Origin of the sequence: Rhizobium sp. AQ_MP, assembly GCF_014237835.1 — a bacterium.
GTDB lineage: Bacteria > Pseudomonadota > Alphaproteobacteria > Rhizobiales > Rhizobiaceae > Allorhizobium.
Genome location: NZ_JACJVI010000009.1, coordinates 88,709 through 113,276, shown reverse-complemented (window position 1 = coordinate 113,276; position 24,568 = coordinate 88,709). Strand labels below are relative to the sequence as shown.

Genomic DNA, 24,568 nt, shown 5'->3' with positions numbered 1-24,568 from the left:
CTTTTGCCACCGGTCGCAGGGGCACTGCCTGTGCCTCTCCGTCACGACCCCGGGAACATCCTGCGCCCTAGGTGGCCGATTGACGCAATGGGACCGGACGAACCGGCCTCATGCGCTGTCCTTGCGGACGAATATCTTGGGTTGGAACATGGCTCGACCGAGCCTGGCGTTGGAGAGGGCATCATGCTGCAGACCGGACATCTGCTTCCCACACCGTTAAAGAAGCGCATCCCGATCCGGACACACTCTGAGCCCATCCATCGCGAGCGAACACACAGATGGGACGATTCTCACAGAGATGATTAGGGCTCACTCTCTAATTTTGTATTAACGGAAAAGCATGAAAATGGAAGATGCTTTTTTATTATTGAGTATCGTTTGAGACTGTTCTTGGGAACCGCAATCCAGGCAAGCATGTTGCGCCAATCGGGCACGCCCATCCCACCATCAGTACGCAAGCCCAAAGCAAGCTAGGCCAACTAGGAGTATTTCCGACGCCGTTGTGCGGGAACGAAACTTGGCTTTTACGGCCAGCAACAGATGTGATGTCGATGGTGATACATACAGCATTCGCCCCGGAGCAGACCGCTCAGCTCGCAACCGCACTGGATGACGCGCGGCGCCAGAAGCTCTCCCTCCTGGAAGTACTCAAGCTCGCAGAGCAATGGGGAGCTGCCGGTCAGTTATCCTACTCTGCAGAACTGTATAAGGTTTGGACAGCCTTTAACGAGCAGAGCCCGGTGCTTCATCTCGCCTTGTTCAATTACTCCGTCACCTTGAAGCAGCTCGGCGATACGGCAGGTGCCGTGAACGCCCTCAGAGCCGCTCTCAAGGCGTCGCCGATGATGGGGCAGGCCCATATCAACCTTGGCCGCAATTATGAGGATGCCGGACTTGGTGCTCTGGCAATCCAGCAATGGCGCAGCTATGTCGATGCGACGGCCGAGATCACGCCTGACAAGTCCGTGCATCGCCTCATGGCCCTTCAGCATATCGGCCGCGTGATGGAGGGTGCCGGGCTTTACGAAGATGCCGAGACGGCACTCTGGCAGGCGATCGAGTTGCGGCCCGACAAGCCTGAGGCAGGTCAGCACTGGATTTCGGTGCGGCAGCACCAGTGCAAATGGCCGGTGGTGCAGTCGTCGGAATATGTCACGCGTCGCCAGATGCTCGATTCGATCTCGCCTCTGCCGCTCGCCTGTTATGCCGACGACCCGATTTACCAGATGGCCAAGGCCTATCGCTACTTCAAGATGCTCGCCGGGCGTCCAGACCCCGCGCATCTGAACAAGCCCGCACCTCGCAAGAAGGTTGGAACCGGTCAGCGTCTGCGAATCGGCTATGTCTCTTCCGACCTGCGCGACCACGCCGTCGGCTTCGCGCTGAGCGAGGTACTTGAACTGCACGACAAGTCGTCCGTTGAGGTCTATGCCTATTACATCGGCGAGCCGCGCACCAACGATGCGACGCAGACCCGGATGAAGGCCGTCATCGATGTCTGGCGTGACATCACCGCTATGTCTGATCTTGACGCAGCGCGGCAGATCATGGCCGACGAGATCGACATCCTGATCGACGTCAACGGCTACACCAAGCTGGCCCGCACGAAGATCTTCTCCTACCGCCCTGCCCCGGTGATCGTAAACTTCTGTGGTTATCCAGGGACGATGGCAAGTCCGGTGCATCAGTACATCATCGCGGATGAGCAGATCATCCCGCCGGGCAACGAACTCTACTACACCGAGAAGGTTCTTTACATCCCCTGCAACCAGCCGGTCGACCGCAAGCGTGTGATCGCCGCCCGCCCGACACGCGCAGAAGCCGGGCTTCCGGAAGACGCCTTTGTCTTCGCGTGCTTCAATGGGATGCAGAAGATCACAGCTCCCGTCTTCGCCCGCTGGATGGCGATCCTGACCGCCACCCCGGGCAGCATTCTATGGCTGCTTGGCGGTTCGGACGCGGTCAATCAGCGCCTGCGGGATCTCGCAGCCTCCGCCGGGGTCGATCCGGCCCGCATCTACTTCGCGTCCAAGGCGCCCAATCCAAACCACCTGGCCCGGATTGCGATCGCCGATCTCTTCCTCGACACCTTCCCCTATGGCGCCCATTCGACGGCCTCCGACGCCATCACCATGGGCCTGCCGGTTCTGACCGTTCCGGGCAAGAGCTTTGCCTCTCGCTTCTGCAGCAGCATCGTCAAATCAGCCGGCATTCCCGAGCTGATCTGCGCAACGCCCGACGACTACGTTCGCAAGGCCGTGGCTCTGGCGAAGGACAAGACGGAACTCGCCCGAATTCGTGCCTCGCTCCAGGCCCAGCGCGACACCTGTGCGCTGCGCGACATCCCGCGCCTCGTCCGCCGACTGGAAGAGCTCTATTGGCAGATGCAGGGCGAACGCGAGCGTGGCGAAACACCAACCCCGGATCTCTCGAACATGGACATGTATTACGAGATCGGCTCGGAAGTCATGGTGGCCGAGGTGGAATTCGAGGACGAGGCCACCTATCGCAAACGCTACAGCGACAAGATCGCGGCCTGGGATGCATTCCATCCCGTCCCGATCGACACGCGCCTCTGGTCGAAAGACAGGGCCTGAGCTTGGGCGGCCTCACGCGCCGCCCGCCATCTTCACAATTGAACCGGTTGCGTCCCGTCCAAGGGATGCAACGCTCTCACTCACAAATTTTCGCGCAGCCGCATGGTGCTGACATCTTAGGGGTATAGGGAATATGCAGGAAAAATATCAGCACTACGAAACGCTTGTCGGCGAAGTTGAGAACACGATCTCGAAGATCAAGGCACTGCCGATCGCGCGCTGCTACGACACGCAGTTCCTCGAAACGGAATTCATCCCGAGCCTCGGTCTGAACAACGAATACCTGGAGCAGCAACCGGCCGAGCTTTCGCCTTATTTCGGCAAGGGCCTGCATCTGTGGCAGTATCCGTCGCAGCTGTCCCGCTACTTGGTCTGGCTCGCCCACAATGCCCGCGAAATCCGCACCTTCTCCGAGATCGGTTGCCGCTGGGGCGGCACATTCATCCTCGTCAACGAATGGCTGAAGAAGATCGGCGCGCCTCTCGAGTTTTCGCTGGCCATCGATCCGATCGAACCAACGCCCTTCGTCCGGAAATACATCGAGATTTCATCCACGCCGGTCCACTACATCAAGAACTTCTCGACCTCGCAGGAAGTGATCGACTACATGTCGATGCTGAAGCCCGAGATGGTCTTCATCGACGGGGACCATTCGCTGCAGGGCGTGATGTTCGACCACCTCCTTGTTCGCAAGACGGCCAAGATCATTGTTCATCATGATGTGGCGTCCCAGGCCTGCCCCGGTACCTCCGTATTCTGGAGCTATGTGAAACAGGCGGAGTCGGACTTCTTCGCCTGGGAATTCACCCAGCAGTATCCCTCCGTCTCCGGCAACTTCCTCGGTATCGGTGCGCTGAAGCGCCTTTGATTCCGCACCAGTCCTTCCATCGCCGCTGATCGCCCAGAGGAATTCATGGCACCCGTCATTCTCGTTACTTTTGCCGGCCGAGAAGCCCGCATGCAGATCCTGAACAGTTATGTGCGTCGGGCGATGGCCGACGGGCTGATAGATGAATGGCACATCTGGGACTTCACCCGTTCAGCAGATGACCATGACTGGGTCACGCGCGAATTCGGCCCCGTGCGCTACATGGGGGACAATGTCGGCTACCAGCATCGCGGCGCGGTTAGCCACAAGGCAGCCCTGCGGATGGACGCGCTGATCACCAATGATCTCCATATCGCCCTGCTGCCGAAGGACGATCCGGACCATGTCATAGAGATCGTTGTCGGCGGCTGGAACAATCAGCAGTCCGTGTTGCGAAAGCTACCGCGAGCCATGCTGAAGGACTTTGACCGTACCCAGGCTCCGGCAAGCTGGGTACGCTCGACACCGGGGGTCCTCTCTTCCGGCCGCGTCAACGATGTGGTGCTCAATATCGACAGCTCCGGGATTCCGGATCTGATGGTGAATGGGATAACGGTTGGACGCTGGCCGGATATCACGCTTTCTGCTGGCGCCGATGTCATGGTCCGCGGCGGCTGGGGCGGAACTCTGGAACTGACCGATGTCGTCGCACCGGTGCGGCGCTACATCGGCAATCCCGGGGATCAGATGCCCTATTTCCAGTGCTACCAGTATTATGCAAAGCGCCTGCCCGACTTCGTCGATGCCCTCTTCCTGAAATGCGACGACGATATCGTCTACATGGATCTCGATGGTCTTGCCGGCTTTATCGACCATCGCCGCAAGAATCCGCATTACTTCGTCACCTCGGCGAATGTCGTCAATAACGGGGTCTGCGCCTACTTCCAGCAGGTCTCGGGCGCCCTTCCGCTCTCGCTCGGCCACTTCGAACGACCGCCAGGCGGCTTTGGCGGCACCCTCTGGACGGATCCGAGCAAGGCAAATAACCTGCACGACTTCTTCCTGGCGGCACCGAAGAAGGAGTTCCCTCTGCCGGCCAAGGTCGTTGATTGGCAGGAGAGACAGTCGATCAACTTCATCGCGTGGCTCGGCCGTGATCTCCAGCACATGGCCCTGGCCAGAGGCGACGATGAGAAGATGCTGACAGTCGATCTCCCGACCTTCCTGGAACGTCCCACCGCCATCTATTCGGACTTCACGGTCAGCCATTTGAGCTTTGGTCCGCAGGAAAAGGGCGTCGACGTCAACAGGCTCATCACGGCCTATGATGCCCTGATGCGGGAAAAGCTGGCACTCTAGGGACATCACGAAACGGTCGGCGGGAAACCGCCGATCTTTCTTCAATTCGGCGAGACGCGGCAGGCCTTTGGCTGGAACCACGCCCGCCCCTGCAATCGAGGAGCATCCACCTATGGCACAGGGTCAGAAAATCGGGATCGTCGGCGCGGGCCTCTCGGGCGCTGTCATTGCGCGCGAACTGGCGGAAGCGGGCTTTGAGGTCGAGGTCTTCGACGCCCGTTCGCACATCGGCGGTAACTGCCACACCGAGCGCGACGCCGAAACCGGCGTGATGGTCCATATCTACGGCCCGCACATCTTCCACACGGACGACGCGGAAGTCTGGGACTACGTCAACAGCTACCAAACCTTCCTGCCCTACAAGAACCGGGTGAAGACAACGAGCCAGGGGCAGGTCTATTCCCTGCCGGTCAACCTGCACACGATCAACCAGTTCTTCGGCAAGACCTTCCGTCCCGACGAGGCGCGAGCCTTCATCGAAGAACAGGCCGACAAGACCATCACCGATCCGCAAACCTTCGAGGAACAGGCGCTCCGCTTCGTCGGTCGCGACCTCTACGAAGCCTTCTTCAAGGGTTATACCGAGAAGCAGTGGGGATGCTCGCCGACCGAACTGCCCGCCTCGATCCTGAAGCGGCTGCCCGTGCGCTTCAACTACGACGACAACTACTTCTTCCACAAGTTCCAGGGCATGCCGGAAAACGGCTATACCGACATGATCGAGAAGATATTCGATCATCCGAAGATCAAGGTGACGCTCGGCGAGCGCTTTGACCCGCAGGCACCCCATGACTATGCCCATCTCTTCTATTCCGGCCCGCTCGACGGCTATTTCGGCTATGAATTCGGTCGCCTCGGCTATCGTACGCTGGATTTCGAGCGCTTTACCTATCAGGGCGATTACCAGGGCTGTGCTGTCATGAACTATGGCGACGCATCCGTGCCCTATACCCGCATCACCGAACACAAGCATTTCTCGCCCTGGGAAAGCCACGAAGGTTCGGTCTGCTACCGGGAATTCTCCCGCGCCTGTGGCGAGGATGACATTCCCTACTACCCGATCCGTCTTGTCGAGGAGAAGGCACAGCTCGCCGACTACGTCGCCCGCGCAAACCAGGAAAAATCCGTTACCTTTGTCGGGCGCCTGGCGACCTATCGTTACCTCGACATGGACGTGACGATCCGCGAGGCCCTCGACACCGCCCGCCTCTTCCTTGCAAAGTCGAAGGAGCAGGCAGCGATGCCGGCCTTCGTTCATGCACCGCTCTGACCAGGGAAGCTTTCATGACTGCCACACCCATCCTCGTCGTCGGCGGCGCCGGCTATATCGGCTCGCACACTTGCCTTGCCCTTTCCGAGCGCGGTTATCTGCCTGTCGTCTACGACAACTTCACCTCGGGCCATCCGGAATTCGTCAAATGGGGCCCGGCCGAACAGGGTGATATCCGGGACAAGGCGCGGCTGAAGGAAGTGCTGGCCAAATACCAACCGAAGGCAGCGATGCATTTCGCCGGTCTGATCGAGGTCGGCCAGTCCTTCAAAGAGCCGGAACACTTCTACGACGTCAACGTCTCGGGTACGCTCAGCCTCCTTCAGTGCCTGAGCGATGCCGACATCCGCAACTTCGTCTTCTCCTCGACCTGCGCCACTTATGGTGCGCCCGAATATCTGCCGCTCGACGAGAAGCATGGCCAGAAGCCGATCAACCCTTATGGCCGCACCAAGCATATCGTCGAACAGGCGCTGGGTGACCTGAACCTCTGCGGCCGCATGCGCTCCGTCATGCTGCGCTATTTCAACGCCGCCGGAGCCGACTTCGAAGGCCGGATCGGCGAGTGGCACTCACCCGAGACTCACGCCATTCCGCTCGCCATCGAAACGGCACTCGGGCGCCGTGAGTTCTTCTCGATCTTCGGCGAGGACTATGACACCCGCGACGGCACCTGCATCCGCGACTATATCCACGTCAACGACCTTGCCGATGCGCATGTGAGGGCGGTCGATTATCTGCTTCAGGGGGGCGAGACGATCGCCATCAACCTCGGCACCGGCAACGGCACGACCGTCAAGGAGCTGATCTCGGCCATCGAAAGAGTCTCCGGCCGACCCATGCCGGTCAAGCGCACCGAACGGCGCCCAGGCGATCCGCCCGGCCTCGTCGCCAGCAATGCACTCGCCCGCGAGGTGCTGGGCTGGGACCCTAAGCTGGGAATCGACGACATCATCCGTACGGCCTGGAAATGGCATTCCAGCTTCAACGGCCATTCGGCCTGAGGTCGACCTCAACCCGACCATCAAAAAAGCCCGAGGATCGCTGCCGATCCTCGGGCTTTTCGCTTCATGGATGAGAGACGTTTAGCTCCTGAGCCCCGGCGCCTCGTGACCCGTGCGCTCGACATATTCCGTGTAGCCGCCGCCATACTGGAAGACGCCTTCGGGCGTCAGTTCGAGCACCCGATTGGAAAGTGCCGCGAGGAAATGGCGATCGTGGCTGACGAAAAGCATCGTGCCTTCGAACTGCGACAAAGCCTTGATCAGCATTTCCTTGGTGTCGAGGTCGAGGTGGTTGGTCGGCTCGTCGAGAACGAGCAGGTTCGGCGGGTCGAACAGCATCATCGCCATGACGAGACGCGCCTTTTCACCGCCCGAAAGCACCCGCACGCGCTTGTCGATGTCATCGCCGGAAAAGCCGAAGCAGCCGGCGAGCGCCCGAAGCGGCGCCTGACCGGCGCGGGGGAAACTCGTTTCCAGCATCTCGAAGATCGTCATGTCGCCATCGAGCACGTCCATCGCATGCTGGGCGAAATAGCCCATCTTGACGCTGGCACCGATCGACACCGTGCCTTCGTCCGGCTTCGAATCGCCGGCGACCAGCTTCAGGAGTGTCGACTTGCCGGCGCCGTTGATGCCCATGATGCACCAGCGCTCCTTGCGGCGGACCATGAAGTCGAAGCCGTCATAGATCACCTTGTCGCCATAGCGCTTGGAGACGCCCTTGACGCTGACGACATCTTCGCCCGAGCGCGGCGCCGGTTGGAATTCGAAGGCCACGACCTGGCGGCGCTTCGGCGGCTCGACGCGGTCGATCTTTTCCAGCTTCTTCACCCGGCTCTGCACCTGCGAAGCGTGGGATGCCCGCGCCTTGAAGCGCTCGATGAACTTGATCTCCTTGGCCAGCATCGCCTGCTGGCGCTCGAACTGCGCCTGCTGCTGCTTCTCGTTCTGTGCCCGCTGGCCCTCGTAGAATTCGTAGTCGCCGGTGTAGCTATTGAGCTGGCCGGCATCGATCTCGATGATCTTGGTGACGATACGGTTCATGAACTCGCGGTCATGCGAGGTCATCAAGAGCGCGCCGTCATAACCTTTAAGGAACTGCTCGAGCCAGATCAGGCTTTCCAGATCGAGATGGTTCGAGGGTTCGTCGAGCAGCATCACGTCAGGGCGCATCAGCAGGATGCGGGCGAGCGCCACGCGCATCTTCCAGCCACCCGAGAGAGCACCGACATCGCCATCCATCATGGCTTCCGAGAAGGAGAGACCGGCCAGAACCTCGCGCGCCCTCCCCTCCAGGCCGTAGCCGTCGAGCTCCTCGTAGCGCGCCTGCACCTCACCATAGCGCTCGATGATCGCGTCCATCTCGTCCATGCGATCCGGATCGACCATGGCGGCTTCCAGCTCGCGCAGCTCCGCGGCAACCTCGCTCACCGGCCCTGCCCCGTCCATCACCTCCGCCACGGCCGAGCGGCCGGACATCTCGCCGACATCCTGGCTGAAATAACCGATCGTCACACCCTTATCGACGGAGACCTGCCCCTCGTCCGGCTGCTCGTGGCCGATGATCATCCGGAAGAGCGAGGTCTTGCCCGCACCATTCGGGCCGACGAGCCCGATCTTTTCGCCACGGTTGAGGGCGGCCGAAGCCTCGATGAAGAGGATGCGGTGGCTGAGCTGCTTGGAGATGTTTTCGATACGGATCATGGACAAGGCGCCTGCTGGAATTCGGCGCCCTTATGGCATGTCGAGACCCAGCTGTCCTCTGCTTTTGTTGCACAGCGGCATCGTTGCTGCGCTCGATTGCCACGGGCACGGCTCGCCGGTTGCCATGCGGCTTCGGAAGGGCGAAAAGACCTCATTCGAGGACGACAGCATGAGCGACGAGACCATTACCCTTTACGAAGCGATTGGCGGCGATCCGACCGTCAAGGCGCTGACGCGACGCTTTTACGAACTGATGGATACGCTGCCGGAGGCTGCCCATTGCCGGGCCGTGCATCCGCCGGATCTCTCGGGCAGCGAGGAGAAATTCTACGAGTACCTGACCGGCTATCTTGGCGGACCGCCGATCTACATGCAGAAACGCGGCCATCCAATGCTGCGGCGGCGCCATTTCGTCGCCGAGATCGGGCCGCTCGAGCGCGACGAATGGCTTTTGTGCTTCCGTCGCGCACTGGACGAAACGGTCGAGCATCCGAAACTGCGGGAGATCATCTGGCCGCCGATCGAAAAGCTCGCCTTTCACATGCAGAACAAGGAGTAAGCCGATGGCCGGGATGGCATCCAATCGCTGGGCGGCCCTGGCAGCGGGCTTGATTGGCGCAGCCGGTGTGGGCCTTGCGGCAGCGGCCAGCCATGCCGGCGGCGAAGCCCTCTTGCGCCCGGCCTCGACGATCTGCCTCGCCCATGCGCCGGCTCTGATCGCCCTGTCGCTTGCCGCAGGCCGTCTTCGCTTCTCGACGCTCGCTGCCCTCGGCATGACGATCGGTACGGCCCTGTTTGCTGGCGATCTGGTCGCCCGTCACTTCCTGGGATCCGGCCTGTTCCCCATGGCGGCGCCGACAGGCGGCCTGACACTGATCGCTTCCTGGCTGACCGTGGCGGCAGGCGCAATCATGCCGCGACCGGATTGAAGCTCCACAGGAGCAGCAACCCGACGCGGCAAAGCCTTGATATTGATGTCAGTGAGCAACAGTCGGTTGACCGGCACCGCCGAACATCAGCAGATTTCCGTGGGGGTCTCGGATATGGAAGCGAACGCCGCCACCGCACTCGCCAGCATCATCGGCCGGACGGATGGCTTCGATGCCGCGGCTGCAGAAATCACGATAGATCTCCGCCGGCGCCGTGGCACGGAAAAACACGGAACTGTTCTGGCACTGGACCGGGTCGTCACTGAGCCAGAAATGCAGCTCCATGCCGCCGCGCCGGACAACAAGATAGTCCAGCCCATCATAACCGACGTCTTCGAAGCCTAGGGCATCGACGTAGAAATTGCGGGTTTCGGTGAAATCCAGCGAGGGGAGGATCGGCACTGCGTTGAGGATCGTTGTCGCAAAGGGTTGCTGGGCGTTCATGCGGAAAGTTCCTCTGCTTCCCGCATGAGACTTTATTGCGAAACGTCTACGATCTGGCGTTGGCGTTCCGCTGCCATCTCGGAGCGGGAAAGTCTATGACAAGGGCGGGGGCCCGGTTGACTGCGTAGTACATGGTGGCGGATTTGCGTTCGTGCAAGCCCGGCAAAGTGATGATATTGCAACTCGTCACTTCACTCTCCAGCGAGCGTTGCAACATGGCCTCGGCAAGCTCGGGCAGAAGCCCCTCGCCGCGCTGACGTGCAAGCTCGTGGAACGAGCCAATGCCACCCTTTTCGAAACCGTCTCTGCTCATCCGTCCGAATTCCTTTCATTCAGTGTCTGCAATGCGCGCTCGAGACTGGATTTCGAGCCGTTTCGCAGCGGAATGAAGGTCTTTCCAAACTTCTTACAACCGCTCTTCACGCGCAGGCACGCATCGTGGCTGATACAGTCGATTGGGCAGAAAACGCAGTCGACGGAGGGAAGCACCGTGTCGATACGCGATACCGCTTCACGTAAACCCCCATCATGGTGGATTAGTTCCGCACCAAAATTGCTGGCGATCTGTCTGAGATGCGCAACCTGGCAGTCGCGGCCACCGACATACAGAAAACTGCGAACTTCTGCGTTGGATTTCAGTACGTTATCCCGCTGCGAACTTTCGCCGGCTAACTGTCGCGACGCCTGCTTTTTTTTCTTCGCCATGCTGTGATCACTCCCGAATCCGTCCTGAGGCTGCTCAACTGCGCCCGTCCAGAAAGGCATACAAAACATGACAAAAGGAGTAAAGTATATAGTTGAAGATTTAAGTCATGTTTTCTGGCGCCGCAAACCGGCGCCCAACGATCGCCGTCTTGGGTTCGGCAAGGGTCAACTTTCTCGGATTCTCAGGGCATCTGAGGCACAAAATCCAAATTTTTACCGTTTGATAAAAGTTTGATCCTGAGTTACGCTTCCCCGCATCGCTTCGAATACAAAAGAGGGAACTGCGATGCGAAGACTGGAACCGGGCCTCAAGGCCGGGCGGCTTGACGCTGCCGATTATGCAAAGAATTTCTCAGACCTGCATCCCCGCCTTGGCGACCACGAGGCACTCGTTGCGTCCGACAGATGTTACTTCTGTCACGACGCGCCCTGCATGACGGCCTGTCCCACCGCCATCGATATCCCGATGTTCATCCGGCAGATATCGACTGGCAATCCGATCGGCGCGGCAAAGACCATCTTCGACCAGAACATTCTCGGCGGCATGTGCGCCCGCGTCTGTCCGACTGAAACGCTCTGCGAAGAGGCCTGCGTGCGCAACACGGCGGAAGAGCGCCCTGTCGAAATCGGGCGCCTGCAACGTTACGCCACCGACATTGCCATCGAGGAAGGCCGCCAGTTCTACCGTCCGGCCGCCTCGACCGGTCGCACGGTGGGCATCATCGGCGCAGGCCCGGCAGGTCTTGCGGCCGCCCATCGGCTGGCCATGCACGGCCACCGGGTTACCGTCTACGAAGCCCGCGAAAAGGCCGGCGGCCTCAACGAATACGGCATCGCCGCCTACAAGACGCCGAACGATTTCGCCCAGAAGGAAGTCGACTACATCCTGTCGCTCGGCAACATCGATGTTCTCGACGGCCAGATGATGGGGCGTGATTTCACCCTCGCCGAACTCCAGGCCAAGCATGACGCCGTCTTCATCGGTGCCGGCCTCGGCAACGTCAACGGGCTGAACATCCCGGGCGCCAAGATCAACGGTGTCGTCGACGCGGTCGAATTCATCGCCAATCTACGTCAGGCCGACAGCAAGGCAGACGTTCCGGTCGGCCGAGACGTTGTCGTCATCGGCGGCGGCATGACTGCGATCGATGCGGCAGTCCAGGCCAAGCTTCTCGGCGCGGAAAACGTCACCATCTGCTACCGCCGCGGCAAGGAACACATGAACGCCTCCGAGTTCGAGCAGGATCTCGCGACCTCGAAGGGTGTTCACATCCGCCATTGGCTGCAGCCGAAGGAAGTGGCCCATCATGGCGGGCACTGCTCTGCGATCACCTTCGAATACACCCACCTCGAAAACGGCCTGATGAAGGGCACCGGCCACACGACCGAGATCAAGGCGGACCAGATCCTGGTCGCGATTGGCCAGAAGCTCGACGGCCAGGGTCTGGATGGTCTGAAGCTCGAAGGCGGCAAGATCGCCATCGACGCCGAAGGTCGCACCTCGATCCCGGGTGTCTGGGCCGGCGGCGACTGCGCCTTCGGAGGCCAGGACCTGACGGTCTCCGCCGTCGCCATGGGCCGTGACGCGGCCGAAAGCATCAACCGCTCTCTCGCCGTTTCAACGGCGGGCGTGACCGCAGTCGCATGACGCACCCGCTTCGAGAGGATTTGAACAATGGCTGATCTTCGCAACAACTTCGTCGGCATCAAGTCGCCAAACCCCTTCTGGCTGGCATCTGCCCCGCCGACCGACAAGGCCTACAACGTCGAGCGCGCCTTCAAGGCGGGCTGGGGCGGCGTCGTCTGGAAGACGTTGGGCTCGGAAGGCCCGCCGGTCGTCAACGTCAACGGCCCGCGCTATGGCGCAATCTGGGGCGCAGACCGCAGGCTCCTTGGCCTCAACAACATCGAACTGATCACCGACCGTCCCCTGCAGGTGAACCTGCAGGAGATGAAGATGGTCAAGAAGAACTGGCCGGATCGCGCGCTCGTCGCCTCGATCATGGTGCCTTGCGTCGAGGAAGAGTGGAAGGCGATCCTGCCGCTGGTCGAAGAAACCGGCGCTGATGGCATCGAGCTCAACTTCGGCTGTCCGCACGGCATGTCCGAACGTGGCATGGGGTCTGCCGTCGGTCAGGTGCCGGAATACATCGAGATGGTCGTGCGCTGGTGCAAGCAATACACCCGCATGCCGGTCATCACCAAGCTGACACCCAACATCACCGACATCCGCAACCCGGCCCGCGCCGCCAAGCGCGGCGGCACCGATGCCGTATCGCTGATCAACACGATCAACTCTATCGTTTCGGTCGATCTCGACAACTTCTCGCCGAACCCCAGCATTGGCGGCAAAGGCAGCCATGGCGGCTATTGCGGCCCGGCGGTCAAGCCGATCGCGCTGAACATGGTCTCCGAAATCGCCCGCGATCCGGAAACCTATGGCCTGCCGATCTCCGGCATCGGCGGTGTCACCACCTGGCGGGATGCAGCCGAATTCCTGGCACTCGGTGCGGGCAACGTGCAGGTCTGCACGGCGGCCATGACCTATGGCTTCAAGATCGTCCAGGAAATGATCACCGGCCTTAACAACTGGATGGATGCCAAGGGCCATCAGAGCCTAGACGACATCTGTGGCCGCGCTGTCCCGAATGTCACCGACTGGAAGTACCTGAACCTCAACTATGTGGCCAAGGCCCATATCGATCAGGATGCCTGCATCAAGTGCGGTCGCTGCCACATCGCCTGCGAGGACACCTCGCACCAGGCGATCACCAGCATCGTCGATGGCGTCAGGAAGTTCGAGGTGATGGAAGACGAATGCGTCGGCTGCAATCTCTGCGTCAACGTCTGTCCGGTCGAGAACTGCATCACCATGGTCGGCCTTGAACCTGGCACGATCGACCAGCGCACCGGCAAGCCGGTCGACCCCAACTACGCCAACTGGACGACCCATCCGAACAATCCGATGGCTGTTCAGGCCGCGGAATAGTCTCGATCAAGCAACTCCGGCCCGCACGCGGGCCGGATTCTGTTTGCCGCAACAAAAATCCCCACTTTCTTTCGCCCCTTCAGAATTTATTTAGCGCTATACTCCACCCTTGCGGCCGCCCAGCCCGGCCGCTTTCGTCAGGTCGGCCAGCCGGGCGAGGAGACCATGGCGATCAAGAACAAAAGCACGGAGAATGGCTCGAACCTGCGTTCGCGCCTGCAGATCCTCGTTCCCAGCGCCATCTTCCTGGTCGGCGTCGCCATCTCTGGCCTGTATGCGGACCTTCAGCAGCAGCGTTTGAGCCGCGAGGCGGCACGAAATGCGGTTGAAGAAGACCTGGGGCTCATCCGCGCCAGGCTTGAAGCCGAAATCAACGCAAACATAAAGCTTCTACAGGGCATGGCGGCGGTGATTGCCAACGAGCCCTCCTTGACCCAGAAGCGTTTCGATGCGCTGGCATCCAGCCTCCTGTCGATACCGTCCCAGATCGGAAACGTCGCCGCCGCGCCCAACCTCACCATGAGTTTCGTGCACCCGTACGAAGACAACAAAAACTTGATCGGCCAAGGGGTTCTTCCGCCGCCGAATGGCGAGGAGAAGGCGCGCCAGTTGCGCGAAGAGGGCCAGACGGTCATCAGCGGCCCGTTGCCAATCAAAAATGGCGATATGGGCCTCATCGTAACCTTGCCGGTGAATGTGACCACTGACGAGGGCAAGCAGGTTTTTTGGGGCGGCCTGGCGGGTGTTGTCGATGTCGCCAGGATCTATGAAGACAGCGGCCTTCGAGCACCAGATCTGCCACTCGCCGTCACCATCACCGACGACATTCGGCAGACGGGTAACCGGACTCTGATCTATGGTGACAATCGTGTCCTCGCCGACGACCCAGTCACCATGAGCGTGAATGTCGGTAACAAGCAGTGGTCCATTTCGGCCGTGCCCAAGGAGGGTTGGCACCAGATGAGCCGCCCCGACATGCTGATCCGCAGCATGATCACCGCCATGTCCGCGCTGATCGCCGGAAGCGTCATCTGGGTTGCCAGGCTGATGCGGGAGAGGCAGCGCAATTATGCGGCACTCAGGCAACGCGAGCAAGAATTGACAGCGGTATCGCATCGGCTCGGTCTGGCGCTCGAAGCATCCAGGATTGGGATCTGGGAGCTCGACACCGCGTCGGGCGATCTCGCCTGGGACGAGCGCATGTACCAGCTGTATGGGATACCCCTCGATGTAAAGACCAGCTACGCTGTTTGGGAAGCCTGCGTCTACCCAGAAGATTTGCCTCACACCCTACAAGCTCTGGGAACTGCCATCGAAAAAAACGAGCCTTATGAAACACAGTTCCGGATCGTCCGCCATGGAGACGAGATCCGTCACATCCGCACGGTCGGCATCGCATCGCGCGATGAAACGGGGCGAACGAAGGTTCTCGGCGTTAACTGGGATGTTAGCGCAGACGTCTCGCTGCAGGAACACCTGAGGGACGCCCAGCATGAAACGGCGCGGCGCAACGAGGAGCTGGAAAGCGCGCGGCAGCGGATGGAATTCAACTCGCTGCACGATGCCCTGACAGGTCTGCCCAATCGCCGCTATCTCGACCAGCGCCTTGAAGCCCTGGTGGCCGCCGCCGATCGGCCAGGCGCGAGGCTGACTGTTCTCCACATGGACCTGGATCGCTTCAAGGAAATCAACGACACGCTCGGCCACGGTGCCGGCGACGCCATTCTTCGCCATGTCGCGCAGGAACTGCGGGGCATGGTCGGCGAATGCGATTTTGTCGCGCGGATCGGTGGCGACGAATTCGTCATCGTCTGCCAGGGTTGCAATTTTTCCGATGGCTACGAGGCGATGGGCTTGAACCTGATCTCAGCCGTCAACCGCCCCATCTTGTACCACGGGCACGAGTGCCGTGTCGGTGCATCGATCGGTATCGCCGACAGGGTCGAGCCAGAGCTGACCGCCGACCAGCTCCTCGTTAATGCGGACATCGCCCTCTACGAAGCCAAACGCCGTGGCCGCAACCGGGTCGAACGCTTCAATGATCATCTTCGCGCCCGCACGATCAACATTAAGACCACGGCCGATGCCATTTTGCGTTCCCTGCAAGATAGCGAATTCATTGCATACTACCAGCCGCAGTTCGATGCGCGCACGCTTGAGATCAATGGTGTGGAAGCGCTCGCGAGATGGCGCCATCCCGAAAAGGGCGTTCTCGCGCCAAACGCCTTTCTCGAAATCGCCGAAAATCTCAACGTTGTTGCCCAGATCGATGCAAGCATTCTCGATCAGGCCCTGACCGAACTCGGCCGCTGGCAGTCGGAGGGGCTCGGCATCGAGCATGTGTCGGTCAACATCTCCGCCCAACGCCTGTTCGAGGACAAGCTGCTCGACCATCTCGGCAGGCTCGCGATCAAGCCTGGCAGCCTGTCCTTCGAACTGCTGGAATCGATTTCCTTCGACGACAAGGCCGATGCGGTTGCAGAAAGCCTGAAGCGAATTCGCGACCGCGGCATCTCAATCGAAATCGATGATTTCGGCACTGGCTACGCCTCCATCCTCTCGCTCCTCAAGCTGTCGCCGAGCCGGCTTAAGATCGATCGCCAGTTGATTGCCCCGATCGTCGCCAATCCGACGCAGCGGCGCCTGATCAGTTCGATCGTCGATATCGGCCATTCTTTCGGGATTGGGATCGTTGCAGAAGGCGTCGAGACGATGGAACACGCGGCGATCCTGCGTGACCTGGGCTGCAACACACTGCAGGGCTACGCCCTGGCGCGCCCCATGAGCCCCGAGGCCTTCGTCGACTTCGCGCGGGCGCATAGATCCAACCGCGACGATCGATGGCAACGCACGGCCTGAGGCCTTGCATCGCGGGGCAGCTCAGCCAAGCAGGTTCTGTCCGGCCGCAACGGCAAAATAGGCGAGTGCGCCGAAGTAGATGAGGGTCAGCACCACCATCAGGTGACCGAGCGCGACCACGACACCATCGCGCTGCGAAATGCCCGTCGACAGGAACAGGATGGCGACACCCGGCAGCGTATTGGAAAACGGAATGAAGCTCAGCGGCATCATCAAGAGGACGCCGGCGGCCGTCAGGATCAGACCGTTCACACGGTTGACGAGACTGCCCACGGTCAGGCCCGGAAGCCGCGGACGGACGTAGCGATCGACCTTGCGCAGGATCGCAAGACCACGCTCCAGCACCGGAACGAGACGCGCACGCTCCAGCTTGCGGTCGGCCACCTTTTCCGGCAGCCAGGGAAGACGGTTGAAAGTGACGGCAATGCCGATCAACACGATCCCTGCACCGAAGACGGTCGACACCCCCGGTATGGAGACTGGCACGAGGAACGGCAGGGAAAGCAGGCCGCAGAGGAGAAGCAGGCCGCTTTCTCCCATCTTTTCGAGAATCTGGCGCAAGGTGACGTGATCGTCGTCCATCGAGTTGATCACGTCCTGCAGCACCGCGCTTGTGCTCTTGTCCGTATCGCTGAAGCCGATCGTCGTTGTCATCAGGTCCGCTTTCGATTAACTGCCGGGTGGATAGTCCTGGGCGACGCACGGTCTGCGCGTTCGGATCGCAGATGAATGAGAAAGCCGGCCGGGTCAAGTCACGCGAACGGTGACGCCGGTTCCGGCCGAAAGACATGCCATGACAGAGCAAGCGTCACCCGCAGACAGACCCGTCAATCGGCACACCGTCCATGCCAAGGGGCGGGAAAAGCTGAAGGCGCATGCGGCCATGCTCCTCTTCGCCGCCCTCATCGCCGGTTCGTTTTCCTTCGGCGGCATGGCAGCGCGACACCTCGATGCCGGCCCACTGACCCTTTGGCGCTACCTGATGACAGTGGTCGTCATGGGGATCCTGACCTTCGGCATCCTGCGCGTCCCCTTCAAGGCTCCGCAGCGGATCTGGCGCTTCGCCCTGCTCGGCGGCCTGATCGCCATCTACATGCTGACCATGTTCGTGGCCCTGGAGTTTACGAGCCCGGTGCAGACCGGAGCCGTCTTTACGCTGATGCCGCTGATCAGCGCCGGTTTTGCGCTGGTTTTCGTCGGCCAGAAAACCCGGCCGGATGTCCTGTTAGCCCTGGTGATTGCTGCCCTGGGAGCCATCTGGGTCATATTCCGGGCGGATATCAACGCGATCCTGTCCTTCGACGTCGGGACCGGCGAACTCATCTATTTCGTCGGTGTGGTCTGCCACGGTGCCTATGTGCCGCTCATCCGTAAGTTCAACCAGGGCGACAATCCGGTCGCCTTCGGCTTCTGGGTCATCGTCTTCACAGTGCCCTGGCTTTTGCCGACCGGTGCCGTGCCGCTCGCGACCACCGATTTTGCCAGCCTTCCCGCAACCGTCTGGGCGACGATCGCCTATCTCTCGATCGTCACGACGGCTCTGACCTTTATGCTGCTGCAATATGCCTCGATGCGGCTGCCCGCCCCGAAGGTCCTCGGCTACGGCTATCTCACACCGACCTTCATCATCCTGCTCGAAGGTCTGCTCGGTCACGGCTGGGCGAGCCCCGCTGTCTTTGTCGGCGCGCTGGTGACGGCGGCAGGGCTGCTGGTGATGGGACTGCTCAGGGACTGACGGCCGGTCTCAGAATCAGCCCGTTAACGAAAAGCCCCTCGAGAAAGCGGGCGGCAGCCTCGAAACGGTCATCGTCATCCCTCTCCTGTCCCAGCACGGAACGAACTTGCACGTCGAAATCGGCATAATGCTGGGTCGTCGACCAGATCGAGAAGATCATGTGATACGGATCGCAGGTCCGGATCTTGCCCGAGGCAATCCAGGCCCTGATGACCTCTGCCTTCTCGTCGACCAAGTCCTTGAGCGGCCCCTCCAGGACGCCGGCAATATGCGGGGCGCCCTGCAGAATCTCGTTGGCAAACAGGCGGCTTTCGCGCGGAAAGTCGCGGGCCATTTCCAGTTTCCGCCGAATGTAGGAGCAGATTTCCTGTTGCGGATCCCCCTCGGCATCGAAGGCTTGCAGCGGCTCCAGCCAGTTCTCCAGCACCCTGTCGATGAGCGCCTGATGCATCGCCTCCTTGGTGCGGAAATAATAGAGCAGGTTGGGCTTCGACATGCCCGCGACCTCGGCGATCTGATCGATCGTCGAGCCGTGAAAGCCGCGCTGCGAAAATACTTCGAGCGCCGCTTCGAGGATCTGCTCTTCCTTTTCCTCCTGGATGCGTGTCCGTCTCTGGGTTTGTGCCGCTCTCGGTATCGCCATCTTAGAGTTGTCCCCCGCCTAAGACACTGAAGTCGCTCAAGAATATCGGAGATCAAATTCTGTGCATCTGCCCTGTTTTTTGTCGCAGATTTTTGCCGATTGTATCTTGAGTGCCGTGCTGGAAGTTGTACTGTTTTACCAGTCGGTCAAATTATTGGACAGATGTCAAATAAAGGCAACTGCCGATACGACAGCGGAAAAGACAAAGACAAGTCGCTGTTGCTGACCCCGGGAACAAGGGGAACGGGCGGAAGATCCGGGTCCCAGAAAACAGGTGAGGATCTGCAATGACGGCGCAACCCGGCACCAACCTTCGCGTGAACGGCGATCGGCTGTGGGACATGCTCATGGAGATGGCGAAGATCGGCCCCGGTATTGCCGGCGGCAACAATCGCCAGACCCTGACGGACGAGGATGCCGAGGGCCGTCGCCTTTTCCAGCGCTGGTGCGAGGATGCAGGCCTGACCATGGGCGTCGACACCATGGGCAACATGTTCATGACTCGCCCCGGGACCGATCCCGACGCACTGCCCGTTTATGTCGGCTCTCATCTCGACACGCAGCCCACCGGCGGAAAGTATGACGGCGTGCTCGGTGTACTGGCTGGTCTTGAAGTCGTGCGCTCGATGAACGACCTCAACATCAAGACCAGGCATCCCATCGTCGTCACCAACTGGACCAATGAGGAAGGCGCCCGCTTCGCACCCGCCATGCTCGCCTCCGGCGTCTTCGCCGGCGTGCTGACCCAGGATTACGCCTATGCCCGCAAGGACATGGAGGGCAAGACCTTCGGCGACGAACTGAAGCGCATCGGCTGGGTCGGCGACGAAAAGGTCGGTGCCCGCAAGATGCACGCCTATTTTGAGTATCATATCGAGCAGGGTCCGATCCTTGAGGCCGAAAACAAGCAGATCGGTGTGGTCACACACTGTCAGGGCCTGTGGTGGCTGGAATTCACGCTGACCGGCAAGGAAGCCCATACCGGCTCCACCCCGATGAACCACCGCGTCAATGCAGGCCTTGCCATGGCCCGCATCATGGAAATGGTCCAGACGGTTGCCATGGACAACCAGCCGGGCTGCGTCGGCGGCGTCGGCCAGGTGAAGTTCTCTCCCAATTCCCGCAACGTCCTGCCCGGCACGGTCATCTTCACCGTCGACATCCGCTCGCCGGAACAGGCCAAGCTCGACGGCATGCGCGCGAGGATCGAGAAGGAGGCAGCCGACATTTGTGCGGCCCTCGGTGTCGGCTGTTCCATCGAGGCCGTCGGCCATTTCGATCCGGTCACCTTCGACCCGACACTCGTCGCCTCCGTTCGCAAGGCGGCGGAAGACCTTGGTTATAGCCACATGAACATCATCTCCGGCGCCGGCCACGATGCCTGCTGGGCCGCCAAGGTGGCGCCATCGACCATGATCATGTGCCCTTGCGTGGACGGCCTCTCCCACAACGAGGCCGAGGAGATTTCCAAGGACTGGGCCAGCGCCGGCTGCGACGTGCTGCTGCGGGCCGTGCTGGAGACCGCGGAGATTGTCGGGTGAACACTTTCGCGCTATGTTCGGTTGCATCAGGGCCGATGGAGCATCGAAAATGTCCTCGTCAACCGACAATCTGGTACTTGAGCATCTTCGCGCGATCCGTGGAAAGATGGATCGGCTCTCCGATGACATGTCAGAGGTCAAGGCCCGCCTTGGCGTTCTCGAATACCAGGTCGGTGGCCTTACGGCCCAGAATGCCGGCTTCTCCAATCGTCTCGACCGTTTGGATGAGCGCCTGTCGCGCATCGAGAAACGTCTGGATCTCGTCGACGTGTAGCATCCGTAAATCACAGTACAATCCAAAAAGCTTCAGGAGGCCACTCATGAAGCTGGATGAATTCGTTAAACAATCCCTACTGGATATCAGAAAGGGCGTGGCGGACGCCCAGGAAACCTCATTGCTTTATATAGCTCCAGGCTACGTTAACTGGATCCGTCAGGACGGTGCTCAGAACGTGAAATTCGGGGTAGCGGTAACCGTCAACGCAGAAGGCGGTGGCGGCATATCCGTTCTTTCCTTTGGAGACTTGAAGGGCTCCGTCGCTCGAGAGACGGTGAGCCGCGTCAGCTTCGAGGTGCCTGTCCATGTTACAGCCCCGACCATCCACAACAAGCGTCATCACAGAAACGAAGGGCCTCTGGACCCTTTGAAAGAATAGGGAGCAAGGCCAATGACCACAGTCATCAAGGGCGGCACGATCGTCACCGCCGATCTGACCTACAAGGCTGACGTCAAGATCGAGGGGGGCGTGATCGTCGAGATCGGGCCGAACCTCTCCGGCGATACCGTGCTCGATGCGGCCGGCTGTTACGTCATGCCGGGTGGCATCGATCCGCATGTACATCTCGAAATGCCTTTCATGGGCACCTATTCCGCCGACGACTTTGAAAGCGGAACGCGCGCCGGCCTCTCCGGTGGCACGACTATGGTCGTCGATTTCTGTCTGCCCGCCCCCGACCAGTCGCTGCTCGAAGCTCTCCAGATGTGGGACAACAAGACCTCCCGCGCCACGGCCGACTACTCCTTCCACATGGCGATCACCGGCTGGAACGAGCGCGTCTTCGATGAAATGAAGACGGTCGTTCAGGATCGCGGCATCAACACCTTCAAGCATTTCATGGCCTATAAGGGCGCGCTGATGGTGAATGACGATGAAATGTTCGCCTCGTTCCAGCGCTGCGCCGAGCTTGGCGCGCTGCCGATGGTGCATGCCGAAAACGGCGACGTCGTCGCCTCGATGACGGCAAAGCTGCTGGCCGAAGGCAATAACGGTCCGGAGGCGCACGCCTATTCCCGTCCGCCTGAGGTCGAGGGCGAAGCCACCAACCGGGCCATCATGCTGGCCGACATGGCCGGTGTCCCGCTCTATGTCGTGCACACCTCCTGCGAACAGGCGCATGAAGCCATACGCCGCGCCCGCCAGAAGGGCATGCGCGTCTATGGCGAGCCGCTGATCCAGCACCTGACGCTCGACGAAAGCGAATATTTCAACAAGGACTGGGACCACGCCGCCCGCCGCGTCATGTCGCCGCCCTTCCGCAACAAGCAGCACCAGGATTCACTCTGGGCCGGCCTGCAGTCAGGCTCGCTCTCGGTCGTCGCCACCGACCACTGCGCTTTCACCTCAGAACAGAAGCGTTTCGGCGTGGGCAACTTCGCCAAGATCCCGAACGGCACCGGCGGGCTCGAAGACCGCATGCCCATGCTCTGGACCTATGGCGTGGCAACCGGCCGCCTGACGATGAACGAATTCGTCGCGGTCACCTCGACCAACATCGCCAAGATCCTCAACATCTACCCGAAGAAGGGCGCCGTGCTTGTCGGCGCCGATGCCGACCTCGTGGTCTGGGACCCCAAGCGCTCGAAGACCATCTCCGCCAAGACCCAGCAGTCCGCGATCGACTACAACGTCTTCGAAGGCAAGGAAGTCACTGGCCTACCGCGCTACACGCTCACCCGCGGCTACGTCGCGATCGAGGAAAGTGCGGTGAAGACCCGCGAGGGCCACGGCAAGTTCATCAAGCGCGAGCCCTTCCCCGCGGTTTCCAAGGCGCTGTCGACCTGGAAGGAACTGGTCGCCCCGCGCAAGGTGGAACGCACGGGCATTCCGGCGACGGGGGTGTGAGCAGGTCGATGGCGTTGGCGCGTGTTGTTACCCCCCTCTGCCCTGCCGGGCATCTCCCCCTCAAGGGGGGAGATCGGAGGCGGCTCGCCGCTCGCCAAACCTCATCTGTTCTTTCTCACTGGTCTCAAAATATCGATAGTGGCAAGGCAAACGGTGTTAGGAGGGCAAAACCGATGCGGGGTCCGATCTCCCCCCTTGAGGGGGAGATGTCCGGCAGGACAGAGGGGGGTAACCCAAGCGCCGACGTCAGAGACACCAGCGAACAGGCACGCTCCGCGCCCCCTCATCCGGCTCTACGCGCCACCGTCTCCCCGCTGGGGAGAAGAGGTCACTCACACCTCAACCAGCCTATCCAGCTCCGGCAGCAGGACGACGCTTTCCTGCTCGTTCGGGTCGGTGCGCGCGATGATCGCCGTGCACGGCGCATTCGACAGGTTCGCCGGCAGATGAGGCACGCCGGCTGGAATGTAGAAAAGCTCGCCGGCATGAACCACGACATGGTTCTCCAGCCGCTCGCCATACCAGGTATGCGCCTGTCCGGAGAGCATGTAGATCGCCGTCTCGTGGCTCTCATGCAGATGCGCCTTGGCGCGCGCACCCGGCGGCATGGTCAGCACATGCATGCAGATACCCTTCGAGCCGACTGTCTCGGCGGCTATCCCCTCGAAATAGCTCAGCCCCTGCTTGCCCTCATAGGTATGGCCGGGCTTCACGATACGGCAGGTGGGTTTTGCTGATGCGTCCATGGTCTTGTCCCTTTTTCTCCGGCGGCAAGCCCGCCACGCCCGGATCGCTTCTCCCGAGCGATCGCATGTCCAAAGAATGCAAGAGGCGACAAACCTTTGCAACAAACCCGATCGGTCCAAGCGCATGAATGCACCCTACTCGGTCGTCTCGGCCAAGAATCTCAGCCTCACCTTCGAGACCAATGACGGACCGGTCCATGCCTTGTCCAATGTCAATCTGGAGGTGAAGAAGGGCGACTTCGTTTCCTTCATCGGTCCTTCCGGCTGCGGCAAGACCACGTTCCTGCGCGTGATCGCCGACTTGGAAAAGCACACCGGTGGCGAGATCACGGTCAATGGCCTGACGCCGGAGGACGCCCGCAAGGCAAGGTCCTATGGTTATGTCTTCCAGGCAGCGGCCCTTTATCCCTGGCGCACGATCGAGAACAACATCGCGCTCCCGCTCGAAATCATGGGCTACAGTGCAGCGGAGAAGAAGAAGCGCATCGAACAGACGCTGGAGCTGGTCAACCTCTCGGGCTTTGCCAAGAAATACCCCTGGCAGCTGTCAGGCGGCATGCAGCAGCGCGCCTCGATCGCCCGCGCGCTCGCCTTCGACGCCGACCTGCTTTTGATGGACGAACCCTTCGGCGCGCTCGACGAAATCGTGCGCGACCACCTGAACTCCGAGCTCCTGAAGCTCTGGGCCCGCACCAACAAGACGATCTGTTTCGTCACCCACTCGATCCCCGAAGCCGTCTACCTCTCGACCAAGATCGTCGTCATGAGCCCGCGTCCGGGCCGGGTGACCGATATCATCGAATCGACACTGCCGAAGGAACGCCCTCTCGATATCAGAGAGACGCCAGAATTCCTCGAGATCGCGCATCGGGTGCGCGAGGGCCTGAAGGCGGGGCATTCTTATGAGGAATAGTGGTTCGTTGAGGAAGAAGACCCCTCCCCAACCCCTCCCCACAAGGGGGAGGGGCTTTGGCGCCCGGGGCACCGCTCGCACCCAGCCAGCAACGCATCAGCGAGTGGCTAACCTCAGCATGACGCCCACGTTGGGGCACAGATCATGCTTGCCATTGCTCTGGCCTTGCGGGGGCCATCAGCGGAGGATTTCGTTGAGC

23 protein-coding genes are annotated in these 24,568 nt (G+C 60.7%); 16 read left to right on the top strand and 7 right to left on the bottom strand.

All coding sequences use genetic code 11. From position 1 onward, the window contains the following. Nucleotides 1–551 precede the first annotated feature (551 nt). The 5 genes from H6M51_RS14715 (at nt 552) to galE (ending at nt 7,038) form a co-directional block, all read left to right on the top strand. Entirely contained in the window at nt 552–2,597 is a 2,046-nt protein-coding gene (locus H6M51_RS14715) for a tetratricopeptide repeat protein (protein WP_185810565.1), read from the top strand. A 133-nt stretch (nt 2,598–2,730) separates the two neighbouring features. After that, entirely contained in the window at nt 2,731–3,465 is a 735-nt protein-coding gene (locus H6M51_RS14710) for a hypothetical protein (protein WP_185810564.1), read from the top strand. A 45-nt stretch (nt 3,466–3,510) separates the two neighbouring features. Continuing rightward, nucleotides 3,511–4,764 carry a hypothetical protein gene (locus tag H6M51_RS14705; RefSeq protein ID WP_185810563.1) on the top strand — a complete coding sequence of 418 codons (1,254 nt, stop codon included), beginning with the start codon at nt 3,511–3,513 and terminating at the stop codon, nt 4,762–4,764. A gap of 112 nt (nt 4,765–4,876) precedes the next feature. After that, entirely contained in the window at nt 4,877–6,034 is a 1,158-nt protein-coding gene (gene glf / locus H6M51_RS14700; RefSeq protein WP_185810562.1) for a UDP-galactopyranose mutase, read from the top strand. A 14-nt stretch (nt 6,035–6,048) separates the two neighbouring features. Next, on the top strand, nt 6,049–7,038 hold the full coding sequence (gene galE / locus H6M51_RS14695) for a UDP-glucose 4-epimerase GalE (protein ID WP_185810561.1): 990 nt from the start codon (nt 6,049–6,051) through the stop codon (nt 7,036–7,038). An 81-nt stretch (nt 7,039–7,119) separates the two neighbouring features. Here galE and H6M51_RS14690 read toward each other — a convergent pair whose 3' ends face one another. Beyond that, nucleotides 7,120–8,742, bottom strand: a complete 1,623-nt coding sequence (locus H6M51_RS14690; RefSeq protein ID WP_185810560.1) for an ABC-F family ATP-binding cassette domain-containing protein — start codon at nt 8,740–8,742, stop codon at nt 7,120–7,122. A 169-nt stretch (nt 8,743–8,911) separates the two neighbouring features. On the opposite strand from H6M51_RS14690, the gene H6M51_RS14685 reads away from it, so the two are divergent. Both H6M51_RS14685 and H6M51_RS14680 read left to right on the top strand, forming a co-directional pair. Beyond that, nucleotides 8,912–9,301, top strand: a complete 390-nt coding sequence (locus H6M51_RS14685; RefSeq protein ID WP_185810559.1) for a globin — start codon at nt 8,912–8,914, stop codon at nt 9,299–9,301. 4 nt (nt 9,302–9,305) lie between these two features. Then, nucleotides 9,306–9,671: a DUF423 domain-containing protein gene (locus H6M51_RS14680; RefSeq protein WP_185810558.1), complete on the top strand. Its 366-nt coding sequence runs from the start codon at nt 9,306–9,308 to the stop codon at nt 9,669–9,671. 48 nt (nt 9,672–9,719) lie between these two features. On the opposite strand, the gene H6M51_RS14675 is transcribed toward H6M51_RS14680, so the two are convergent. Genes H6M51_RS14675 through H6M51_RS14665 form a run of 3 tightly spaced genes read right to left on the bottom strand, consistent with a single transcriptional unit; the run spans nt 9,720 to nt 10,820 of the window. Further along, complete coding sequence (locus tag H6M51_RS14675) at nt 9,720–10,115, bottom strand: glyoxalase superfamily protein (protein WP_185810557.1); 396 nt, start codon at nt 10,113–10,115, stop codon at nt 9,720–9,722. Nucleotides 10,116–10,161: 46 nt separating this feature from the next. Next, the gene (locus tag H6M51_RS14670) at nt 10,162–10,428 is read right to left on the bottom strand and encodes a hypothetical protein (RefSeq protein ID WP_185810556.1); all 267 of its coding nucleotides are present in this window, start codon (nt 10,426–10,428) and stop codon (nt 10,162–10,164) included. After that, nucleotides 10,425–10,820 carry a DUF2325 domain-containing protein gene (locus H6M51_RS14665; RefSeq protein ID WP_185810555.1) on the bottom strand — a complete coding sequence of 132 codons (396 nt, stop codon included), beginning with the start codon at nt 10,818–10,820 and terminating at the stop codon, nt 10,425–10,427. The genes H6M51_RS14670 and H6M51_RS14665 overlap by 4 nt, the downstream gene beginning before the upstream one ends. 286 nt (nt 10,821–11,106) lie before the next feature. On the opposite strand from H6M51_RS14665, the gene H6M51_RS14660 reads away from it, so the two are divergent. The 3 genes from H6M51_RS14660 (at nt 11,107) to H6M51_RS14650 (ending at nt 16,668) form a co-directional block, all read left to right on the top strand. Beyond that, nucleotides 11,107–12,468, top strand: a complete 1,362-nt coding sequence (locus H6M51_RS14660; protein WP_185810554.1) for an NAD(P)-dependent oxidoreductase — start codon at nt 11,107–11,109, stop codon at nt 12,466–12,468. A 27-nt stretch (nt 12,469–12,495) separates the two neighbouring features. Next, nucleotides 12,496–13,809, top strand: a complete 1,314-nt coding sequence (gene preA / locus H6M51_RS14655) for an NAD-dependent dihydropyrimidine dehydrogenase subunit PreA (protein ID WP_185810553.1) — start codon at nt 12,496–12,498, stop codon at nt 13,807–13,809. Nucleotides 13,810–13,974: 165 nt separating this feature from the next. Continuing rightward, nucleotides 13,975–16,668: an EAL domain-containing protein gene (locus tag H6M51_RS14650; RefSeq protein WP_185810552.1), complete on the top strand. Its 2,694-nt coding sequence runs from the start codon at nt 13,975–13,977 to the stop codon at nt 16,666–16,668. A gap of 21 nt (nt 16,669–16,689) precedes the next feature. On the opposite strand, the gene H6M51_RS14645 is transcribed toward H6M51_RS14650, so the two are convergent. After that, on the bottom strand, nt 16,690–17,322 hold the full coding sequence (locus H6M51_RS14645) for an exopolysaccharide biosynthesis protein (RefSeq protein ID WP_185810551.1): 633 nt from the start codon (nt 17,320–17,322) through the stop codon (nt 16,690–16,692). A gap of 139 nt (nt 17,323–17,461) precedes the next feature. On the opposite strand from H6M51_RS14645, the gene H6M51_RS14640 reads away from it, so the two are divergent. Continuing rightward, the gene (locus H6M51_RS14640; protein ID WP_185810550.1) at nt 17,462–18,403 is read left to right on the top strand and encodes a DMT family transporter; all 942 of its coding nucleotides are present in this window, start codon (nt 17,462–17,464) and stop codon (nt 18,401–18,403) included. Here H6M51_RS14640 and H6M51_RS14635 read toward each other — a convergent pair. Then, nucleotides 18,393–19,046, bottom strand: a complete 654-nt coding sequence (locus H6M51_RS14635; protein WP_185810549.1) for a TetR family transcriptional regulator C-terminal domain-containing protein — start codon at nt 19,044–19,046, stop codon at nt 18,393–18,395. The two genes, H6M51_RS14640 and H6M51_RS14635, sit on opposite strands and share 11 nt — an antisense overlap. Nucleotides 19,047–19,333: 287 nt before the next feature. Here H6M51_RS14635 and H6M51_RS14630 point away from each other — a divergent pair, with 287 nt between their 5' ends. Genes H6M51_RS14630 through hydA form a run of 4 tightly spaced genes read left to right on the top strand, consistent with a single transcriptional unit; the run spans nt 19,334 to nt 22,710 of the window. Then, nucleotides 19,334–20,587: a Zn-dependent hydrolase gene (locus H6M51_RS14630; protein WP_185810548.1), complete on the top strand. Its 1,254-nt coding sequence runs from the start codon at nt 19,334–19,336 to the stop codon at nt 20,585–20,587. Nucleotides 20,588–20,636: 49 nt separating this feature from the next. Then, nucleotides 20,637–20,861, top strand: a complete 225-nt coding sequence (locus H6M51_RS14625) for a hypothetical protein (RefSeq protein ID WP_185810547.1) — start codon at nt 20,637–20,639, stop codon at nt 20,859–20,861. Between the two features lie 46 nt (nt 20,862–20,907). Beyond that, the gene (locus tag H6M51_RS14620; RefSeq protein WP_185810546.1) at nt 20,908–21,243 is read left to right on the top strand and encodes a hypothetical protein; all 336 of its coding nucleotides are present in this window, start codon (nt 20,908–20,910) and stop codon (nt 21,241–21,243) included. Nucleotides 21,244–21,255: 12 nt separating this feature from the next. Next, nucleotides 21,256–22,710 carry a dihydropyrimidinase gene (hydA, locus tag H6M51_RS14615; protein WP_185810545.1) on the top strand — a complete coding sequence of 485 codons (1,455 nt, stop codon included), beginning with the start codon at nt 21,256–21,258 and terminating at the stop codon, nt 22,708–22,710. A gap of 332 nt (nt 22,711–23,042) precedes the next feature. Here hydA and H6M51_RS14610 read toward each other — a convergent pair whose 3' ends face one another. After that, nucleotides 23,043–23,456, bottom strand: coding sequence for a cupin domain-containing protein (locus H6M51_RS14610; RefSeq protein WP_185810544.1), 414 nt, complete (start codon nt 23,454–23,456; stop codon nt 23,043–23,045). Nucleotides 23,457–23,580: 124 nt separating this feature from the next. On the opposite strand from H6M51_RS14610, the gene H6M51_RS14605 reads away from it, so the two are divergent. Continuing rightward, nucleotides 23,581–24,369: an ABC transporter ATP-binding protein gene (locus tag H6M51_RS14605; protein WP_185810543.1), complete on the top strand. Its 789-nt coding sequence runs from the start codon at nt 23,581–23,583 to the stop codon at nt 24,367–24,369. Nucleotides 24,370–24,568 lie beyond the last annotated feature (199 nt).

Excerpts from the sequence above, each read along its gene's own strand:
- H6M51_RS14675 (WP_185810557.1), bottom strand. The coding sequence starts at position 10,115 with ATGAACGCCCAGCAACCCTTTGCGACAACGATCCTCAACGCAGTGCCG.
- H6M51_RS14705 (WP_185810563.1), top strand. The coding sequence starts at position 3,511 with ATGGCACCCGTCATTCTCGTTACTTTTGCCGGCCGAGAAGCCCGCATG.
- galE (WP_185810561.1), top strand. The coding sequence starts at position 6,049 with ATGACTGCCACACCCATCCTCGTCGTCGGCGGCGCCGGCTATATCGGC.
- hydA (WP_185810545.1), top strand. The coding sequence starts at position 21,256 with ATGACCACAGTCATCAAGGGCGGCACGATCGTCACCGCCGATCTGACC.
- H6M51_RS14690 (WP_185810560.1), bottom strand. The coding sequence starts at position 8,742 with ATGATCCGTATCGAAAACATCTCCAAGCAGCTCAGCCACCGCATCCTC.
- H6M51_RS14680 (WP_185810558.1), top strand. The coding sequence starts at position 9,306 with ATGGCCGGGATGGCATCCAATCGCTGGGCGGCCCTGGCAGCGGGCTTG.
- H6M51_RS14605 (WP_185810543.1), top strand. The coding sequence starts at position 23,581 with ATGAATGCACCCTACTCGGTCGTCTCGGCCAAGAATCTCAGCCTCACC.
- H6M51_RS14620 (WP_185810546.1), top strand. The coding sequence starts at position 20,908 with ATGAAGCTGGATGAATTCGTTAAACAATCCCTACTGGATATCAGAAAG.
- H6M51_RS14685 (WP_185810559.1), top strand. The coding sequence starts at position 8,912 with ATGAGCGACGAGACCATTACCCTTTACGAAGCGATTGGCGGCGATCCG.
- H6M51_RS14625 (WP_185810547.1), top strand. The coding sequence starts at position 20,637 with ATGTCCTCGTCAACCGACAATCTGGTACTTGAGCATCTTCGCGCGATC.
- H6M51_RS14645 (WP_185810551.1), bottom strand. The coding sequence starts at position 17,322 with ATGACAACGACGATCGGCTTCAGCGATACGGACAAGAGCACAAGCGCG.
- H6M51_RS14650 (WP_185810552.1), top strand. The coding sequence starts at position 13,975 with ATGGCGATCAAGAACAAAAGCACGGAGAATGGCTCGAACCTGCGTTCG.
- H6M51_RS14710 (WP_185810564.1), top strand. The coding sequence starts at position 2,731 with ATGCAGGAAAAATATCAGCACTACGAAACGCTTGTCGGCGAAGTTGAG.
- H6M51_RS14715 (WP_185810565.1), top strand. The coding sequence starts at position 552 with ATGGTGATACATACAGCATTCGCCCCGGAGCAGACCGCTCAGCTCGCA.
- glf (WP_185810562.1), top strand. The coding sequence starts at position 4,877 with ATGGCACAGGGTCAGAAAATCGGGATCGTCGGCGCGGGCCTCTCGGGC.
- H6M51_RS14640 (WP_185810550.1), top strand. The coding sequence starts at position 17,462 with ATGACAGAGCAAGCGTCACCCGCAGACAGACCCGTCAATCGGCACACC.
- H6M51_RS14635 (WP_185810549.1), bottom strand. The coding sequence starts at position 19,046 with ATGGCGATACCGAGAGCGGCACAAACCCAGAGACGGACACGCATCCAG.
- H6M51_RS14660 (WP_185810554.1), top strand. The coding sequence starts at position 11,107 with ATGCGAAGACTGGAACCGGGCCTCAAGGCCGGGCGGCTTGACGCTGCC.
- H6M51_RS14610 (WP_185810544.1), bottom strand. The coding sequence starts at position 23,456 with ATGGACGCATCAGCAAAACCCACCTGCCGTATCGTGAAGCCCGGCCAT.
- H6M51_RS14670 (WP_185810556.1), bottom strand. The coding sequence starts at position 10,428 with ATGAGCAGAGACGGTTTCGAAAAGGGTGGCATTGGCTCGTTCCACGAG.
- H6M51_RS14665 (WP_185810555.1), bottom strand. The coding sequence starts at position 10,820 with ATGGCGAAGAAAAAAAAGCAGGCGTCGCGACAGTTAGCCGGCGAAAGT.
- H6M51_RS14630 (WP_185810548.1), top strand. The coding sequence starts at position 19,334 with ATGACGGCGCAACCCGGCACCAACCTTCGCGTGAACGGCGATCGGCTG.
- preA (WP_185810553.1), top strand. The coding sequence starts at position 12,496 with ATGGCTGATCTTCGCAACAACTTCGTCGGCATCAAGTCGCCAAACCCC.